At 72.2% G+C, this 15,710-nt stretch carries 15 protein-coding genes and 1 pseudogene; 8 read left to right on the forward strand and 8 right to left on the reverse strand.

The window, feature by feature from the left end; genetic code table 11:
* Window positions 1–112: 112 nt before the first annotated feature.
* Together ACWC2B_RS09835 and ACWC2B_RS09840 are read right to left on the reverse strand one after the other, a co-directional pair.
* The gene (locus ACWC2B_RS09835; protein WP_450715955.1) at window positions 113–493 is read right to left on the reverse strand and encodes a hypothetical protein; all 381 of its coding nucleotides are present in this window, start codon (window positions 491–493) and stop codon (window positions 113–115) included.
* Window positions 494–737: 244 nt separating this feature from the next.
* Window positions 738–1,691 (reverse strand): helix-turn-helix transcriptional regulator, encoded by a 954-nt coding sequence (locus ACWC2B_RS09840; RefSeq protein ID WP_450715956.1) that lies wholly within the window; start codon window positions 1,689–1,691, stop codon window positions 738–740.
* 73 nt (window positions 1,692–1,764) lie between these two features.
* On the opposite strand from ACWC2B_RS09840, the gene ACWC2B_RS09845 reads away from it, so the two are divergent.
* Window positions 1,765–2,223 (forward strand): hypothetical protein, encoded by a 459-nt coding sequence (locus ACWC2B_RS09845; RefSeq protein ID WP_450715957.1) that lies wholly within the window; start codon window positions 1,765–1,767, stop codon window positions 2,221–2,223.
* A gap of 64 nt (window positions 2,224–2,287) precedes the next feature.
* On the opposite strand, the gene ACWC2B_RS09850 is transcribed toward ACWC2B_RS09845, so the two are convergent.
* Window positions 2,288–2,599, reverse strand: a complete 312-nt coding sequence (locus tag ACWC2B_RS09850; RefSeq protein WP_450715958.1) for a 4a-hydroxytetrahydrobiopterin dehydratase — start codon at window positions 2,597–2,599, stop codon at window positions 2,288–2,290.
* Between the two features lie 80 nt (window positions 2,600–2,679).
* Here ACWC2B_RS09850 and ACWC2B_RS09855 point away from each other — a divergent pair, with 80 nt between their 5' ends.
* Window positions 2,680–3,675, forward strand: coding sequence for an NAD-dependent epimerase/dehydratase family protein (locus ACWC2B_RS09855; protein ID WP_450715959.1), 996 nt, complete (start codon window positions 2,680–2,682; stop codon window positions 3,673–3,675).
* A 248-nt stretch (window positions 3,676–3,923) separates the two neighbouring features.
* Here ACWC2B_RS09855 and ACWC2B_RS09860 read toward each other — a convergent pair whose 3' ends face one another.
* Window positions 3,924–5,036 carry a sensor histidine kinase gene (locus ACWC2B_RS09860; protein WP_450715960.1) on the reverse strand — a complete coding sequence of 371 codons (1,113 nt, stop codon included), beginning with the start codon at window positions 5,034–5,036 and terminating at the stop codon, window positions 3,924–3,926.
* Between the two features lie 385 nt (window positions 5,037–5,421).
* A pseudogene (locus ACWC2B_RS09865) lies at window positions 5,422–6,114 on the reverse strand (response regulator transcription factor); the annotation flags it as partial.
* Between the two features lie 280 nt (window positions 6,115–6,394).
* On the opposite strand from ACWC2B_RS09865, the gene ACWC2B_RS09870 reads away from it, so the two are divergent.
* The 3 genes from ACWC2B_RS09870 to ACWC2B_RS09880 are packed head-to-tail and all read left to right on the forward strand — an operon-like array spanning window position 6,395 to window position 8,453.
* Window positions 6,395–7,075 carry a glycosyltransferase family 2 protein gene (locus ACWC2B_RS09870; protein WP_450715961.1) on the forward strand — a complete coding sequence of 227 codons (681 nt, stop codon included), beginning with the start codon at window positions 6,395–6,397 and terminating at the stop codon, window positions 7,073–7,075.
* Window positions 7,072–7,797 (forward strand): TIGR04282 family arsenosugar biosynthesis glycosyltransferase, encoded by a 726-nt coding sequence (locus ACWC2B_RS09875; protein ID WP_450715962.1) that lies wholly within the window; start codon window positions 7,072–7,074, stop codon window positions 7,795–7,797. The genes ACWC2B_RS09870 and ACWC2B_RS09875 overlap by 4 nt, the downstream gene beginning before the upstream one ends.
* Window positions 7,791–8,453: a class I SAM-dependent methyltransferase gene (locus ACWC2B_RS09880; protein ID WP_450715963.1), complete on the forward strand. Its 663-nt coding sequence runs from the start codon at window positions 7,791–7,793 to the stop codon at window positions 8,451–8,453. The genes ACWC2B_RS09875 and ACWC2B_RS09880 overlap by 7 nt, the downstream gene beginning before the upstream one ends.
* Before the next feature lie 118 nt (window positions 8,454–8,571).
* Here the strand turns inward: ACWC2B_RS09880 and ACWC2B_RS09885 are convergent, their stop codons facing one another.
* A complete protein-coding gene (locus ACWC2B_RS09885) occupies window positions 8,572–10,566 on the reverse strand; it encodes a putative Ig domain-containing protein (RefSeq protein ID WP_450715964.1) in 1,995 nt (664 codons plus the stop codon).
* Between the two features lie 514 nt (window positions 10,567–11,080).
* On the opposite strand from ACWC2B_RS09885, the gene ACWC2B_RS09890 reads away from it, so the two are divergent.
* Window positions 11,081–11,902 (forward strand): TrmB family transcriptional regulator, encoded by an 822-nt coding sequence (locus ACWC2B_RS09890; protein WP_450715965.1) that lies wholly within the window; start codon window positions 11,081–11,083, stop codon window positions 11,900–11,902.
* Window positions 11,903–12,037: 135 nt separating this feature from the next.
* Here the strand turns inward: ACWC2B_RS09890 and ACWC2B_RS09895 are convergent, their stop codons facing one another.
* Window positions 12,038–12,442: a hypothetical protein gene (locus ACWC2B_RS09895; RefSeq protein WP_450715966.1), complete on the reverse strand. Its 405-nt coding sequence runs from the start codon at window positions 12,440–12,442 to the stop codon at window positions 12,038–12,040.
* Entirely contained in the window at window positions 12,442–13,584 is a 1,143-nt protein-coding gene (locus ACWC2B_RS09900; RefSeq protein WP_450715967.1) for a molybdopterin-dependent oxidoreductase, read from the reverse strand. Before ACWC2B_RS09900 ends, ACWC2B_RS09895 begins: the two co-directional genes overlap by 1 nt.
* Before the next feature lie 214 nt (window positions 13,585–13,798).
* Between ACWC2B_RS09900 and ACWC2B_RS09905 the strand changes: the two genes are divergently transcribed.
* Together ACWC2B_RS09905 and ACWC2B_RS09910 are read left to right on the forward strand one after the other, a co-directional pair.
* Window positions 13,799–14,188, forward strand: a complete 390-nt coding sequence (locus tag ACWC2B_RS09905; protein WP_450715968.1) for a VOC family protein — start codon at window positions 13,799–13,801, stop codon at window positions 14,186–14,188.
* A 108-nt stretch (window positions 14,189–14,296) separates the two neighbouring features.
* Window positions 14,297–15,709 (forward strand): glycosyltransferase family 87 protein, encoded by a 1,413-nt coding sequence (locus ACWC2B_RS09910; RefSeq protein WP_450715969.1) that lies wholly within the window; start codon window positions 14,297–14,299, stop codon window positions 15,707–15,709.
* The last annotated feature ends 1 nt before the right edge of the window (window position 15,710 follow it).

The following is a 15,710-nucleotide window of genomic DNA, read 5'->3' on the forward strand; positions in this document are numbered from 1 at the left end:
TCGGTCCACCTGCGCCGGCCCCGCGCCGGCCAGCGCTGCGGGCAAACGGCGGCCCCCGGCAAGAGACGCTCTTGTCGGGGGCCGTCGGAGACGATCAGCGGAGCCCCTACGATCAGAGGAGCTTCTGCGGAGCCTGGTACTGGTCGACGGGCGCGAGGTTGCAGGCGGCCTTGGGGCCACCGAGGCCGTGTCCGCCGATGCCCTCGCCCTCCGGCAGCGGCACCAGGCAGCGGGCGTCGACGTTGATCAGCGAGGCGCCGTAGGTGTTGAGGATGCCGCCCGACTCACCCGCGATGGCGGTGTCACCGTTGCGGGTCCCGAAGCCCGTGGCGCCAGTGGCGCTCACGGTCGTGCCCGACACGGCACGGGCAGCACGGATGCTGTCGTGCGCATTGGGAGCCTTGTTCGCGGTGGTGTGCGCCGACGCGGGTGCGGCGACGGCCATCGCGGCAGCGGTGGCGAAGACCGCGCCGGTCAGAACCTTCTTGATCACTATGGTGCTCCTGGTGTGGAGGTGGTCTCAGCGTGAGGGGCCCGTTCCTATGTGGCGCCGCCCCACATAGCCACAGAACAGGGACCACGGCGCGGAAGTTACTCTCCGCTACTCGTTCAGCCCAACGGCGAGGTCGACGGTGAGGGCATCGGTTGGGGCGATGCCTGGGGCAACGGTTCGGCGCGATCGAGCAGGGGGGACCACTCGTACGGCATGCGGTCCCATCGGCATGGCTCGATATCGCTCACTCGGTATACAGGTCAGTCAACTTCCGTACGGTAGCGGCAAGTTGAGACCTCAGCTCCGCCGGTGCCAGCACTTCGATCTCCGCCCCGAGCGCCAGGAATTCGCGGTGGGCCTGGTCGAGGGATTCGATGGGGAGGACGGCACGGGTCCAGCCGTCGGAGTCCTCGGCTCCGGTCTCGGCGAAGGCGCGGGCCACGGCACCGGTGAGCCGTTCGGCGCCGCGCGGCGAGAGGCGCACCACCGCCTCGCCCCGGTGCAGCCGGGCATGGAAGTCGTCCTGCGCCCGCCGCCAGTACCCGGCCAGGTCGAACCCCTCCGGGGTCTCGAACTCCTCTTCGGCGATGGACAGTTGGAGGATCTGGTCGACCCGGTAGGTGCGCGGCCCGGGCCCGGCCACGACGTACCAGCGGCCCGCCTTCAGGACCAGTCCGTACGGCTCCAGGCGGCGGTCGACCTCGGTCGGCTCCTTCCAGCGGCGGTAGCGGACGTCGAGGACACGGCCGCGCCACACGGCGTCGGCGACCTGCTCCAGGAACGGCACCGGATCCGCGTCCGCGTACCAGCCGGGGGTGTCCAGATGGAAGCGCGATCGGATGCGGTCGGCGTGGGTGCGCAGTGCGGCCGGGAGCGCGGCGCGCACCTTCATCTGGGCCGCGGCCAGGACCGGGCCGAGCCCCAGGTCCGCGGCCGGCCCCGGGAGCCCGGACAGGAAAAGGACCTCGGCCTCGTCGCTGGTCAGGCCGGTGAGCCGGGTGCGGTAGCCGTCGACGAGCTGGTATCCGCCCGCATGCCCGGCGTCGCCGTAGAGCGGCACGCCGGCGGCGGCCAGGGCCTCGGTGTCGCGATAGACCGTGCGTACGGACACCTCCAGCTCGGCGGCGAGCTGGGCGGCGGTCATCCGTCCCCGGGTCTGGAGGAGGAGCAACAGGGATACGAGTCTGCTCGCGCGCATGCCGACCAGCTTGCCCGACTCTCCCGACTCCACTGACAGTGGATGTCAGTGGAGCGCTCTTACTGTCCTCCCCATGAACGACTTCGACTTTCTCGTAGGCAGCTGGAACGTCCACAACCGCCGGCTGCTCGACTTCCTCGACCCCGACAGCGGCTGGGAGGAGTTCCCCGGGCGCACCGAGGGCTCCGTGCACTTCGCGGGCGGCGCCCACTTCGACGAGATCTCCTTTCCCTCCAAGGGTGTCTCGGGTCTGACCCTGCGGCTCTACGACCGCGACACCGGTGACTGGTCCCTGAACTGGGCCAGCAGCCGCACCGGTCGGCTCGACCCGCCGGTGCGCGGGCGCTTCGGGCCCGACGGCACCGGGGACTTCTTCGGCGACGACACGTACGACGGCAAGGACGTGAAGGTCCGCTTCCACTGGTCCGGTATCAGCCCCACGACCGCCCGTTGGGAGCAGGCGTTCTCCACGGACGGCGGCGACACGTGGGTGCTCAACTGGATCATGGAGATGACGCGGGTGGCGGGCTAGCCAGGCTGGGCGGGCTGGGGCGAGAGCGCTCTCAGCGCTTTCTGTGGTGCCACCCGCAGCGGTGTCATCCCGCGCCGTGGCCCGCAGCGATCTCCTCCACCCGGTGGGCGAGTTGGAAGTCCAGGTCGGTGAGTGCGCCGCCAGCGTCGTGGGTGTTCACGGACAGGGCGATCGTGTTGTAGCCGAGGGTGAGGTCGCTGTGGTGGCCGAGCTCCTCCTGGATCTGGGCCACGTGGACGACCATGGCCGTCGCGGCGAAGTGGTTGGCGAGACGGAAACTCCGGGAGATCCGGTCGTGGTCGTCCGACAGCGACCAGCCGGGCAGCTCGCGCAGCCGGTCCTCGATGTCCTTCTGTGACAGCGGCTCAACAGGCATGTCCGGATACTCCTTACGGGGTGGTGACATGGCGGGGTGGAGCGGTGACGCGGAGGCTCCACATCCGTAGCGTCTCCTCTATGCGTGTACTTGTCACGGGAGGCGCGGGCTTCATCGGCTCGCACATTGTCACAGCGCTGGCCGCACACGGCCACGAGCCGCTCGTCCTGGACCGGGCGGTCCGTCCGGGGGACGACGTCCGCGATCCGGACGTCGTCGCCGGGGCGCTGGTCGGGGTCGACGCGGTGTGCCACCAGGCGGCGATGGTCGGACTCGGCACCGGTTTCGCCGACGCGCCCGCCTATGTGAGCTGCAACGACCTCGGCACCGCGGTCCTCTTGACGGCGATGGCCGACGCGGGGGTACGGGAACTGGTCCTCGCGGGGTCGATGGTGGTCTACGGGGAGGGGCGCTACGAGTGCCCCGAACACGGGGTCGTTCGCCCCGGGCCGCGGCCGGTCGAGTGGCTCGACGCGGGGCGGTTCGAGCCCCAATGCCCTTGCTGCGACGCCGAGTTGAGCCCCGGGCTGGTATCGGAGGACGCGCCGGTCGATCCGCGCAACGTGTACGCCACGACCAAGCTGGCGCAGGAGCACCTGGCCGCCGCCTGGGCCCGGGCGACCGGCGGACGTGCGCTGTCGCTGCGCTACCACAACGTGTACGGGCCCGGGATGCCGCGCGACACTCCCTACGCCGGGGTGGCCTCGTTCTTCCGCTCGTCGCTGGCACGCGGCGAGGCGCCGCGGGTCTTCGAGGACGGCCGCCAGCGCCGGGACTTCGTGCACGTACGGGATGTGGCGGCGGCGAACGTGGTGGCGCTGGAAGCGCTCTCAAGCCGGCCGCCCGGCGCACTCACCGCCTACAACACGGGGAGCGGGACGCCGCACACCGTGGGCGAGATGGCCCGGGCGCTGGCCTCGGCGCACGGGGGCCCCGATCCGGTGGTGACGGGCGAGTACCGGCTCGGCGACGTAAGGCACATCACGGCGGACTCGGCGCGGCTGCGGAGCGAGCTGGGCTGGAAGCCGGCCGTCGGGTTCGCGGAGGGGATGACGGAGTTCGCCGCGGCGGGGTAGGACCGCCGTCGGTGTGTAGCGGGGCCGGGGTGCGGGGCCCGGGGTGCGGGGCCCGGGGTGCGGGGTGCGGGGCCCGGGGTGCGGGGCCCCCGGGGTGCGGGGCCCCCGGGGTGCGGGGCCCCCGGGGTGCGGGGCCCCCGGGGTGCGGAAGGGGGGCGGGCTGCTCGCCTGGCCCCCCTTCCCTCCGGCTTTCGACTGGCAGGCCGTCGGTGGCTTGTCGCGCAGTTCCCCGCGCCCCTATGGGGCGCCTACGCCGGGGCCACCGGGAGGGTCAGTTCGAAGCGGCAGCCGCCTGCCACGTTGCGCACTTCGGCGCGGCCCGAGTGGGCTTCCACGATGCCTCGGACGATCGCGAGGCCCAGGCCCGCCCCGCCGGGCGGGGTGCGTGCTTCGGTGCCGCGCCAGCCGGTGTCGAAGACGCGGGGCAGGTCGTCGTCGGGGATGCCGCCGCAGCCGTCGGTGACGGAGAGGGTGACCGCGCCGTCCCGGTCCTCGGCGGTGACCGCGACGGTACCGTCGGCCGGGGTGTGCCGGATGGCGTTGACCAGGAGGTTCGCGAGGACCCGGGTCATCTCCTTGCCGTCCACCTCGACCGGCACGGCATCGACGCGCTCTCCGACGAGACGCACCCCGTGTTCGCGCGCCAGCGGGTCCGCGCCCGCCAGCGCGTCGCCGATCAGGTCGTGGACGGACATGCGGGCGGGGTTGAGTGAGAGCGCTCCCGCATGGATGCGGGACAGCTCGAAGAGGTCGCCGACCATGGAGTTGAGGCGTTCGACCTCGGTTCTGATCTGGCGGAAGTAGCGGTCCGGGTCCTTGGCCATGCCGTCTTCGAGGGCCTCGGCCATCGCGCGGAGCCCGGCGAGCGGGGTGCGCAGGTCGTGCGAGATCCAGGCGACGAGTTCGCGTCGCGAGGTTTCCAGGGCCCGCTCGCGCTCTCGCGACTCGGTCAGTTTCGCGCTGGTCGCCGCCAACTCCCGGCTCAGTGCGGCCAGTTCGGCGGTGGCGGGCCCCGTGGGGGCGTCGAAGCTTCCGCCCTCGCCGAACGAACGGGCGGCCAGCGCGAGACGTCGGCTGCTGGCCACGACCCGGCGCCCCAGCAGCAGCGCGGTGCCCAGTGAGGCGACCGCGGCCATGGCGACGACCACGGTCACCACCGTCAGGTCGTGGGAGTTCAGGAGCATCGCCCAGGCGACGGCGAGCGTGCCGGCCAGCATGGCGATGACCGCGACGGCCGCGACGACGGCCACGGACGCGGTGAGCGAACGGTGCCGAAGGAGCCGCAGGGCCAGCGCCCCGCCCAGCCCGGCGGCCGCGGCACCGAGGAAGGCGTACAGCGCGATGAGGAGGACGTCACTCATGGTCGCCTCCGTGGCGCACGGCCGCGTCCGTCCCGGCACCGCCGGGCTCGGCCCCGCGTACGTCGGCCGAGGCCGCGCCGGGCTCGTGCCGCGCGGCCGCGTGCGACTCGGCCGTGTGCTGCGCGGACATGTGCGGCTCACCTATGTGCGGCTGGCCCATGGGAGCCTGCCCCATGGGCGGCTGACCTGCGGACGGCCGACTTATGTGCGGCTCACCCATGTGCGCCTCACCTACGTGCGGCCCACCCACGTGCGGCCCACCCACGTGCGCCTCACCCACGTGCGGCCCACCCACGTGCGCCTCACCCACGTGCGGCTCGCCCTCCCTCAGCCCGCTGCCATATGGCTCTGCCCCATGTGGGTCAACCCCACCCCCACCCCCATCGGGCTCCGCCTCGAAGCGGTACCCCACCCCCCACACCGTACGAATCAGCACAGGCTTCGCCGGATCCGTTTCGATCTTGCCTCGGAGGCGGCGGACGTGGACGGTCACCGTGGACAGGTCGCCGAACTCCCAGCCCCACACCTCGTGCATCAGGCGTTCGCGGGAGATGGCCTCGCCTGGGCGGGCGAGGAGGTAGGCCAGGAGGTCGAACTCCCTTAGTGTCAGGGCGAGTTCGTTGCCGTCTTTCGAGGCGGTGCGGGCTGCGGGGTCGAGGGCGATGCCGGACCGGGACATGCTCGGGCCGGGACGGGCGGTGACGGTGCGGGCGCGGCGCAGTACGGATTCGACACGGAGCACCAGTTCGCGCGGGCTGAAGGGCTTCGTCACGTAGTCGTCGGCGCCTACCTCCAGGCCGAGGATGCGGTCGTCCTCGTCGCCCCGCGCGGTCAGCATGATCACCGGTACCGGGGCCGTGGCGCGCAGTCGGCGGCACACCTCCAGGCCGTCCATGCCGGGCAGCATCAGGTCGAGTACCACCAGGTCAGGGCGGCGCTGCGTGGCCGCGCGCAGGGCGGAGGGGCCGTCGGCGGCGAGGTCGACGGTGTGGCCCGCGCGTTCCAGGTAGCCGGTGACGACCTCGGCGACGGTCGGATCGTCATCGACGACGAGGATGCGGCTCTCGGTGCTGTGCATGGAATCCAGCGTCGCACCGCCTGGGGGCGGCCGTCTGCGCCGGGTCGGCCTCGGGCGGGCGATGTCCGCGTTTCGTAAGAACCCGATATCCGGTTTGTCCGGTTTGGATTCGTACGGTGAGGGCGTGACTGAATCCCCCGGCGCATCACCTTCCGCCTCACCTTCCACGCCCCCATCGGCGGCCTCATCAGCGGTCCCGTCAGCGTTGCCGTCAGCGGCTCCTTCGGCGTCCCCGTCCGTATCCCCCTCCGCATCCCTTCCCGCCCCGGGTGCCGAGAGCGTGGACGTCGTGCTGCCCTGCCTCGACGAGGCCGAGGCGCTGCCCTGGGTGCTGGCCCGGATCCCGGACGGCTGGCGGGCCGTCGTGGTCGACAACGGCTCGTCGGACGGTTCGCCCGAGGTGGCGCGCTCGCTCGGCGCGACGGTCGTGCACGAGCCCCGCCGGGGTTTCGGCGCGGCCTGCCATGCCGGGCTGCTCGCGTCCGAGGCCGAGTACGTCTGCTTCTGCGACTGCGACGCCTCCCTCGATCCGGCGGAGCTCGTGCCCTATGTACGGGAGGTGGCGTCCGGCGTCGCCGATCTGGTGCTCGGCCGGCGGCGGCCGCAAGGGTCCGGCGCCTGGCCGCTGCACGCGCGGGCCGGGAACCTGGCGCTCGCGCGGATGCTGCGGCGCCGCACCGGACTGCGCCTGCACGACCTGGGGCCGCTGCGGGCCGCGCGCCGCGAGGCGCTGCTCGGGCTCGGGCTCACCGACCGGCGCAGCGGCTACCCGCTCCAGATGGTGGTGCGCGCGGCGGACGCGGGATGGCGGGTGGCCGAGCGCGAGGTGCCCTACCGGCCGCGAACCGGGAAGTCGAAGGTCACCGGGACGTGGCGGGGCACCTGGCAGGCGGTGCACGACATGCGCAAGGTGCTGGCCGAGCCGCCCGTGGCGGCGCGTACGTCGGCGGTCGCCCGATGACCGGGGCCGCGGGCGGGCCGGTGTCGGGCGCGACGCTGATCGTCCTGGCGAAGGCTCCCGTGCCCGGCCGGGTCAAGACGCGGCTCACCCCGCCGTACACCCCCGAGGAGGCGGCCCGGATCGCCGAGGCGTCGCTCGCCGACACCCTCGACGCGGTGCTCGCCACCCCCGTACGCAGAAGGCTTCTGGTGCTCGACGGTGAGCCGGGGCCGTGGCTTCCGCCCGGCATCGAGGTGCTGCCGCAGTGTGCGGGCGGCCTGGACGAGCGGATCGCGGCGGCGTTCGCGGCGTGCACCGGGCCCGCGCTGCTGATCGGCATGGACACCCCGCAGGTGACCCCGGCGCTGCTCGCACCCGCGCTGGCGGACCCCGGTCCGGGTGACGCGTGGTTCGGCCCGGCCGAGGACGGCGGGTTCTGGGCCCTCGGCCTGACCGAGCCCGACCCGTCGCTGTTGCGCGGGGTCCCGATGTCGGTGGCCGAGACCGGGCGCGTCCAGCGGCAGCGGCTGTACGACGCCGGGCTCACGGTGCGCGAACTGGCGCGGCTGCGCGACGTGGACACCGCGCGGGACGCCCAACTGGTCGCGGCCGAGGCCCCGCATGGCCGCTTCGCCCGCTCCCTGACCGCCGGACCCCCCGCGGCCGAGCCTCCGACAGCCGGTTCTCCGACCGCCGAGCCCCCGACGGCCGGCTCCCTCACCGCCGGGCCCCGCGCATGGTGAGAGCGCTCTCGACCACCGCCCCGGCCGCCTGGCACGCCGATCCGTACACCGATGCGCTGCGGTCGGGGCGCGGCCCGCTGTTCCTGCGCAGGCACGACGGCTGGCTGTTGCCGCTGGAGGTCGAACGCTGGTGTGCGGAGCCGGACTTGGCGGACCGTACGGTGCTGCGCCGCTGCCGGGGCGCGGTCCTGGACATCGGCTGCGGACCCGGCCGTCTGGTGGCCGCGCTCGCCGCCGAGGGCGTCGCCGCGCTGGGGGTCGACGTGAGCCCGGAAGCGGTTCGCCGCACCCGGGACTGGGGCGGCAGCGCGCTGTGCCGCTCGGTCTTCGACCGGCTGCCGGGCGAGGGGCGCTGGGACACCGCGCTGCTCGTCGACGGGAATGTGGGCATCGGTGGCGATCCGGCGGCGCTGCTCGCCCGGGTGGCCCAACTCGTCGTCCCTGGTGGTCTGTTGCTGGCGGAGACCGCCCCGTACGAGATCGACGAGCGGATCCGGGTCCGGGTCGCCGATGCGAGCGGCGCGGCGGGGGGCGACTTCCCCTGGGCGCGGCTCGGCACGAACGCGCTGCTGTCCTGCGCCCGCCCCCTGGGCTGGCGCCCGGCCGGCCGCTGGACCGCGGCGGGCCGCCCCTTCGTGGCCCTGCGGCGCGGGTAGGTGGTGCGTCCGTCTGAGCACGTACGGACGGGGCCGCACAGACATGGACGTACGAGGCACGAAAGGGCGGGGTGGGGGATGAACCCCGCCCCGCCCTACGCCTGTTCAGGTGTTCAGGTCAGCTCACGTTGACCGCCGTGTCGTCGACGACGAACGACGTGGCCAGGCTGCTGTCCTCCACGCCGGTGAACTTGAGGGTCACCGTCTGCCCCGCGAACGAGGAGAGGTCGAAGGACTTCTGGGCGAAGCCGGTGTTCTTGTTGAGGTTGGAGTAGCTCGCCAGGGTGGTCGAACCGGCGGTCACCGTCAGCTTGTCGTAGGCGGTGGAGCCGGTCGTCTCCCTGGTGTCGATGTGCAGGTAGTAGGTGAGGGTGGCGTGGCAGCCGACCGGGATGCTCACCGTCTGGGAGAGCGAGTCGGTGTGGCTGTAGCCGTAGCCGTCGAGCCAGGCCTTCCACGAGCCGGAGTGCGCGGCCTCGCCGCTGGAGTTGTCGATGACGCCGGCGGTCGCGGTCCAGGGTGCGGCGCTGCCGGTCTCGAAGCCGGGGTTGCCGAGCAGCTGGGCCGGGGTGCAGCCGCCGCCCGCGGTGGTGACGGTCCAGTTGAAGGACGTCGAGCCGCTGGCGTTGGTGGTGTCCTTGGCGGTGACGGTCACGTTGGAGGATCCGGCGGTGGTCGGGGTGCCGGAGATCAGGCCGGTCGAGGAGTTGATGGACAGGCCCGCCGGGAGGCCGGTGGCGCTGTAGGTCAGCGACTGGCCGCTGTCGGAGTCGGTGGCGTGGATCTGGAGCGAGGCCGCCGTGTTGACCTGCGTCGACTGGTTGCCGGGGTTGGTCACCGAGACGGTGTTGCCGGTGCTGGTTCCGCCGGTGAAGGCGGCGGTGCCGTTCGGGGTGCCGAGGCCGGTCGGGCCGTCGTAGCCGGCGCCCGCCTTGCACAGGTAGGTGCCGCAGGAGCCGTTGGCGCCGGTGGTGACGTCGTTCAGCGAACCGGTGTGGGCGTACGGGAAGGAGGCGGGGTAGCTGCCCGCCGCCGGGGTGCCCGCGAGTGCGTACACGCCGGCGATGATCGGCGCGGAGGCGCTGGTGCCGCCGTACACGTTCCAGCCGCTGGCCTGGTAACTGTCGTACACCGCAAGGCCGGTGGCGGGGTCGGCGACCGCTGAGACGTCGGCGACGGTGCGCTTGGCGCAGCCGGTGTCCTTCTGCCAGGACGGCTTCGGGTCGTACGCGGAGCAGCCCGAGCCCGCGCCCTGGCCTCCGGAGCTGGAGCCCCAGACCGACTCGGACCAGCCGCGGGCGTTGCTCGCGCGGCTGAGCGAGGTGCCTCCGACGGAGGTCACGTACTGGGAGGCGGCCGGGTACTCGACGCCGTAGCCGCTGTCACCGGAGGAGACGGTGATCGCGACGCCCGGGTGGTTGAAGTAGGAGGCGTCCGAGCTCGGGTCGGTGGAGTCCTCGCTGCCGCCGTAGCTGTTGGAGACGTACTTGGCGCCCATGGTGACCGCGCGGTTCACGGCCGCGCCCAGGTCCTCCATCGACGGCTGGTTGGCCTCGACGAGGAGGATGTGGCACTGCGGGCAGACGGCGCTGACCATGTCGACGTCGAGGGAGATCTCGCCGGCCCAACCGGAGTCTGCGGTCGGGTAGTTGGTGCCGCCGTTCTGGTCGACCTTCTTGAAGCAGCCGTTGGCGGTGGTGCAGGCGGGGAGTCCGTACTGCGAGCGGTAGGTGGCCAGGTCCGACTCGGCGTTGGGGTCGTCGTACGCGTCGATGATGGCGACGGTCGCACCGGCGCCCGCGCTCGACGACAGGGCGTAGGCGCTCTGCAGGTCGGTGGGGCCGTACCCGGAGGGGGCGGCGGCCGGGGATATGCCGAGGTGGTGCTGCACATCGGTGCGGGCCAGGGCCAGGCAGGACATCACGCCGGCCTTGGTGGGCTGGGCGCACAGCCGCTGGGTGTTGGCGGGCTGGGCGCCGGAGGGCTGCGTGGCAGCGGCGACGGACGGGGCCACGGCGATGAGTCCACCGGTGACCAGGGCCGCCGCGGACAGCGCGGCCGTGGCGGCCCGCCGGGTGAATCCGGGGAGGCCGAAGGGTCTCTTCGAGTACAAGGAACTGCCCTCCATGGGGGTCGGTTCGCCGGATCGAGGCGAGCGGAGGTGCCGTGGCGGGTCTGGGTGTTCGGCGGGGCGGATCCGGCGCGTTCGGCAGTACGTGTGCGGACGATCGGCGGTATCCGTGCGGGTGATCGGCGGTGCGTGTGCCGACGATCGGCGGTGCGCGCGTGGCACGTTCAGCGGTACGTGTGCGGCACGTTCGGCGGTACGTGGGTGCACGTGATCAGCGGGTGCGGCCAAATCTGATCAGTGCATGACAGTGGCACCTCGCGAAAACTGCCACCCGCTCAGGTGGTGGCAGGGATGAAGGTAGCGACGGCGGCCGGGGTCGACAACAGCCTTTGGCAAGCCCCAGGCAAAGCCTTGCCCTCGAAAAGGGATGGATCACCACGAGGACCCCCGGAGAATTCCCAAACGATCACAGGGCTGCTCAGAGCCGGGTGTACGTGTATACGGTGGCGGGCAGCTGAGCCGAGGAGAACGCACATGGAGTCGGACGGGGATACGCATGGAGCCGGATGAGGGGTCGGTCAGCGACCTCGTCGAGCTGGGCCTGTCCCGCTACGAGGCACGGGTCTACCTGGCCCTCGTCAGGCGCGACTCCTACACCGCGGCGCAGGTGGCGCGGGAGGCCGAGGTGCCCCGGCAGCGCATCTACGACGTCCTCGACGGCCTGGTCCGCGCCCAGCTCGCAGTGGCTCACCGAGGGCGCGTCGCCACCTTCACCGCGGTCGCTCCGGAGCTTGCCGTCACGCGGCTGATGAACCGTCAGAGGGAGTCCCTGGAACGGCTGGAGAAGCTGTCGACGGGGCTGACCTCGCTCCTTCTCCCGCTATGGGCGGACGGCCGGGCGCACACCGATCCGCTGGACTACATCGAGGTGCTGCGCGACCAGCGGCAGATCGCCGAGCGTTTCGCGGACATCCAGGAGCAGGCCGACTCCGAGCTCCTCACGTTCTGCATGCCCCCGTTCGTGGCCCCGGCCGCCAACACCTCCGGGATCAAGGCGACGCGGCGCCTTCGGCGGGCCAAGGGCACGGTACGGGCGGTGTACACGCACGACGCGCTGGCCGACGAGGAGGTCCTGGAGAACGTGCGGCGTTTCGCCGAGGCCGGCGAGGAGGCCCGATTCACCCAGCGCCTGCCACTCAAACTGGTCATCGCGGACGCCTCGTTGGTGCTGTGCGACATGCCGGATCCGGTGGCGGGGACGGGCTCCACGACCGCCCTGTACATCGAGCACCCGGCGCTCGCGGCCTGTCTGCGGCTGGCGTTCCAGAGCGTGTGGGAGGCGGCGGAGCCGATGCGGGCGGCGGGGGGCGCGGGCTGACGGAGGGCTCCGCCCCCACCGAAGCCCGTGTCCGACCACCCGCGTCGGAGCCCTTGTCCGACCGCCCATGTCGGAGCCCGTGTCCGACCGTTCCCGCGTCGGAACCGGTGTCCGAACCGCGTCCTGATCGGGCTCTCAGCCCTCCGGATCGTCCGGCCTGCCCGCCCTCCCCCGGGCCCGGCGCCCCGCGCCGAGCAGCACCGCGAGCACCGCCACCGTGGCGAGGGAGATCAGCAGGCCCCGTACGTAATCCAGCGGCAGCACCGAGGAGTTGGCCGTCGGGAGGGGGCGGAGCAGCACCGGGAGCGCGACCAGGGTCAGGCAGCCCGCGGTCATCAGGGTGGCGCGCACCAGGCCGCGGTTCTTCAGGCCGCCGAGCAGCAGGCCCGCCCCGAGGACAAGCGGCGCGATCACCGCGTCGTGCAGGACGACGGCCCCGGCCAGCCAGATCAGCACGTCCCAGTGCGTGGTCTGGTCCCAGAGCAGCAGTCCGCCGAACGCCATCAGCGCGAGCCCCGCCGCGCCCGTCACCGTCCGCATCACAGCACCTCCAGCCGGGTGACCCACTTGGTCTGCAGCACGCCGGGGCGGTTCGGCGCGATGATGCGCGCGGGGTAGCCGTGGTCCGGCGTGAGGGTCTGACCGTTGAGTTCGAGGGCGAGCAGGGTGAGCGGGTCGTGGGCGTATTCGCGGCCCATCTCCATCACGCGGTACGAGCCGTACTTCTCAAGCGAGGTCACCCGCACCCGTGCGTCCGGCGGCGCACCGGCCCGGCGCAGCAGCTCGGTCATGCGCACGCCCCTCCAGTGCGCGGACTTGCTCCAGCCTTCGACGCAGGCGATGGGCAGCACGGATTCGTGCTGGGTGAGCGCGGACAGTTCGGCGAGGGTGAGGGTGTAGGGGCGGGGGCCGACCACCGTCAACAGGTAGGCGGCACCGTTGACTTGGCCCACTCCCGCCGTCGCCGCGGTCCGGTTGACCGGGAGGCCCTGGGGGCCGTGGTCGGGGTGGCGCGGCGCGAGGACGTCGAAGGTTTTCAGCGGGGTGAAGGACTGGCCGACGGTGGTGAGGGTGACCGCGCCGACGGCCGCCGTCACGCCGGTGAGGAAGGAGCGCCGGTCGGGGCCGTCGGCCGCGGGCAGCGACAGCGTGCCGGACGACCTCCGACTCCAATGCCCTTTGATTTCCGGGTACTTGACGGCAACGTGCAGCAGCAGGGCCCCTGCGAGCAGCCACGCCACGGCGAAATGCACCGGAACGAAGTTGAACGGCCACGGATACCACTGCACCGTGTTCAGGAGCCCGGTGAGCAGTTCGAAGACAGCGCCCGCGACAAGGACCGCGACCGAGAGGCGCTCCAGCGCGTGGCGTACGGAACGCACCGGCGGCCACGCGAACAGCTTCGGGTACACCGTCCACAACTTGGCGAGCAGCAGCGGAATCGCGGCGATACCGGCCGCCACGTGCAGGCCCTGAGTGAGCCGGTACCCCCAGAGGGGCTTGCTCGGCAAGTGGTCCGCGAGCCATCCGGGCGGGTGCTGGAGGTAGTGGCTGATGAGTCCCGTGCCGAAGCAGATCGCGATCGCGACGCCCAGCAGGCGGCCGATCGAGGTCGCGGTGCGGGCGTCGTGCAGTCGGCCCTTGAAGTCGGGCGGCCGCACTGCGGGAAGTCGTGGCTTCATGGCTCCATCCCACCCCGACCGACCCCCGTTCGGGGCGGCTCGACACCTTACGGTTCGCGAACGCCGCCGGCCGGCGGGGGAATGTGATGACGCAATCAATACCGTGACAGGGACAGGACCATGTGGTTAGGATCTTTGGGCAGCATCGCGTGTCGGTCACCGGCCGGGTGAGACATGGAGGTGTCTGTGAGATGCCTGTTGGAGGCATTCCACCGTGTCAGTACAGTTGAATCACACCATCATCGCTTCCCGCGACAACCGGGTGTCCGCCGAATTCCTGGGCGAGATGCTCGGCCTTGAGGTCGGCAAGGAATGGGGGCCGTTCATCCCCGTCACGACCAGCAACGGAGTCACTCTCGACTTCGCGACGGTTCCCGAGGGCACCGACATTCCGGCGCAGCATTACGCGTTCCTCGTGTCCGAGGAAGAATTCGACGCGGCATTCCAGAAGATCACGGATCTGAAGCTTCCGTTCTTCGCGGATCCGCACCGGAAGCACCCGAACGAGATCAATCACAACGACGGCGGTCGCGGGGTCTATTTCCCCGATCCGTCGGGCCACTGGCTGGAACTTCTGACCGTTCCGTACGGCGGGTGGAAGTAACCCGGTAGCCGAGTAATCCGCCCCCGCGTGTCCCGCCGGATCTTACGGTTCGCGGACGGCGGGGGCGGCCTGCCGTCCGTGGCGGCTTCGAGCTGCGAGGCTCGCTGGGTGACCCATGGACGTACCGCATGCACCGCCGCCCTGCTCGCCGCGCTCACCGTCGTGCTCGCCCTCACCGTCCGCCGCGACGGCTATGCCACCGACCCGGGCGGGCTCTCCTGGTGGTACGCGGCGGCCTGGCTGCTGTTCGCGGCGGCCGCGTGGTCGGTGCGCAGGGTGCCGGTCCGTCACCGGGCCGCGCTGGTCGTCGCGGGCGGGATCGCCGTCGCCGCGACCGGCCTCCTCGCTCCCCCGCGCACCAGCACCGACGCCTACCGCTACGTCTGGGACGGCCGGGTGCAGGCGGCCGGGATCTCCCCGTACGACCATGCGCCGGCCGACCGCGAGCTGGCCGGGCTGCGCGACCGCTGGCTTTTCCCGACCGACCCGGCGCAGTGCGCGCTGCCGGACCACGCCCCGGTGGACGGCGGCTGCACCCTCCTCAACAGGCCGTCCGTACACACCATTTATCCGCCGGTCGCCGAGGCGTACTACCTGGTGGTGGACGAGATCACGCCCCGCTCCGCCCGCATCAAGCCGCTGCAGATCGGCGGCGCGCTGTTCGCGGTGGGCACCACGTTGGGGCTGTTGCGGATCGTCCGGCGGCGCGGCCCGGACGGGGCGGCGGGATCCGTGCCGGCCGTGGCGTACTGGGCATGGTGTCCGGCCGTGCCCGTGGAGGCGGTCAACAACGCCCATGTCGACGCCCTGGCCGTGCTGTTGACGGTCGCCGGGCTCGGCGCGCTGACGGGCCGTCCCGCGATCGGGCGGCTGCGTGCCGCGGCGGGCGGGGTATTGATCGGCGCGGGGGTCGCGGTGAAGCTGCTGCCCGCGGTGGTGCTGCCCGCGGTCCTGCGACGGCGACCGGTCACCGTCATCCTGTCGACGGCCGGTGTGATCGCGCTCTCCTACCTCCCGTACGCGCTCGCCTCCCACTCCTCGGTGTTCGGCTATCTCGGCGGCTACACCGAGGAGGAGGGGTACGACGATCCCTCCGCGCGGGGCCGGTTCGCGCTGCTGCGCCTGGTGCTGCCCGACAGCTGGTCCCTGCCGGTCACACTCGCCGTCCTGCTCTCGGTGACCGCGTACGTGCTGCGGCGCGGGAACCCCGAACGCCCTTGGTCCGGTGGGCTGTTGCTGATCGGCTGGGCCTTCCTGCTGCTCACACCGGGCTACTCCTGGTACGCCCTGCTCCTGGTCGCCCTCGTGGCACTGGACGGGCGCTGGGAGTGGCTCACCGTCGCCGCGGCGGGCGCGGCCGCGTATGTGACGACTCCGGCGGCGCCGGACTTCCCCGTACCGACGACGGCGTACGGCCTCGCGGCGGGCGCGGTCCTCGCGGGCTGGGCGCTCCGGCGGCGGCGCAAAGGGCCGGATGCGGGAGGCGCGGAGGCATTGTCGGAGGAGCGGGTTAATGTCTGAG

It is taken from the genome of Streptomyces sp. NPDC001415, assembly GCF_053597395.1.

What these genes read in the sequence shown, in the direction of transcription:
- ACWC2B_RS09840 (WP_450715956.1), bottom strand. Translation starts at nt 1,691, where the DNA reads ATGCGCGCGAGCAGACTCGTATCCCTGTTGCTCCTCCTCCAGACCCGG.
- ACWC2B_RS09845 (WP_450715957.1), top strand. Translation starts at nt 1,765, where the DNA reads ATGAACGACTTCGACTTTCTCGTAGGCAGCTGGAACGTCCACAACCGC.
- ACWC2B_RS09850 (WP_450715958.1), bottom strand. Translation starts at nt 2,599, where the DNA reads ATGCCTGTTGAGCCGCTGTCACAGAAGGACATCGAGGACCGGCTGCGC.
- ACWC2B_RS09855 (WP_450715959.1), top strand. Translation starts at nt 2,680, where the DNA reads ATGCGTGTACTTGTCACGGGAGGCGCGGGCTTCATCGGCTCGCACATT.
- ACWC2B_RS09860 (WP_450715960.1), bottom strand. Translation starts at nt 5,036, where the DNA reads ATGAGTGACGTCCTCCTCATCGCGCTGTACGCCTTCCTCGGTGCCGCG.
- ACWC2B_RS09875 (WP_450715962.1), top strand. Translation starts at nt 7,072, where the DNA reads ATGACCGGGGCCGCGGGCGGGCCGGTGTCGGGCGCGACGCTGATCGTC.
- ACWC2B_RS09880 (WP_450715963.1), top strand. Translation starts at nt 7,791, where the DNA reads ATGGTGAGAGCGCTCTCGACCACCGCCCCGGCCGCCTGGCACGCCGAT.
- ACWC2B_RS09890 (WP_450715965.1), top strand. Translation starts at nt 11,081, where the DNA reads ATGGAGCCGGATGAGGGGTCGGTCAGCGACCTCGTCGAGCTGGGCCTG.
- ACWC2B_RS09895 (WP_450715966.1), bottom strand. Translation starts at nt 12,442, where the DNA reads ATGCGGACGGTGACGGGCGCGGCGGGGCTCGCGCTGATGGCGTTCGGC.
- ACWC2B_RS09900 (WP_450715967.1), bottom strand. Translation starts at nt 13,584, where the DNA reads ATGAAGCCACGACTTCCCGCAGTGCGGCCGCCCGACTTCAAGGGCCGA.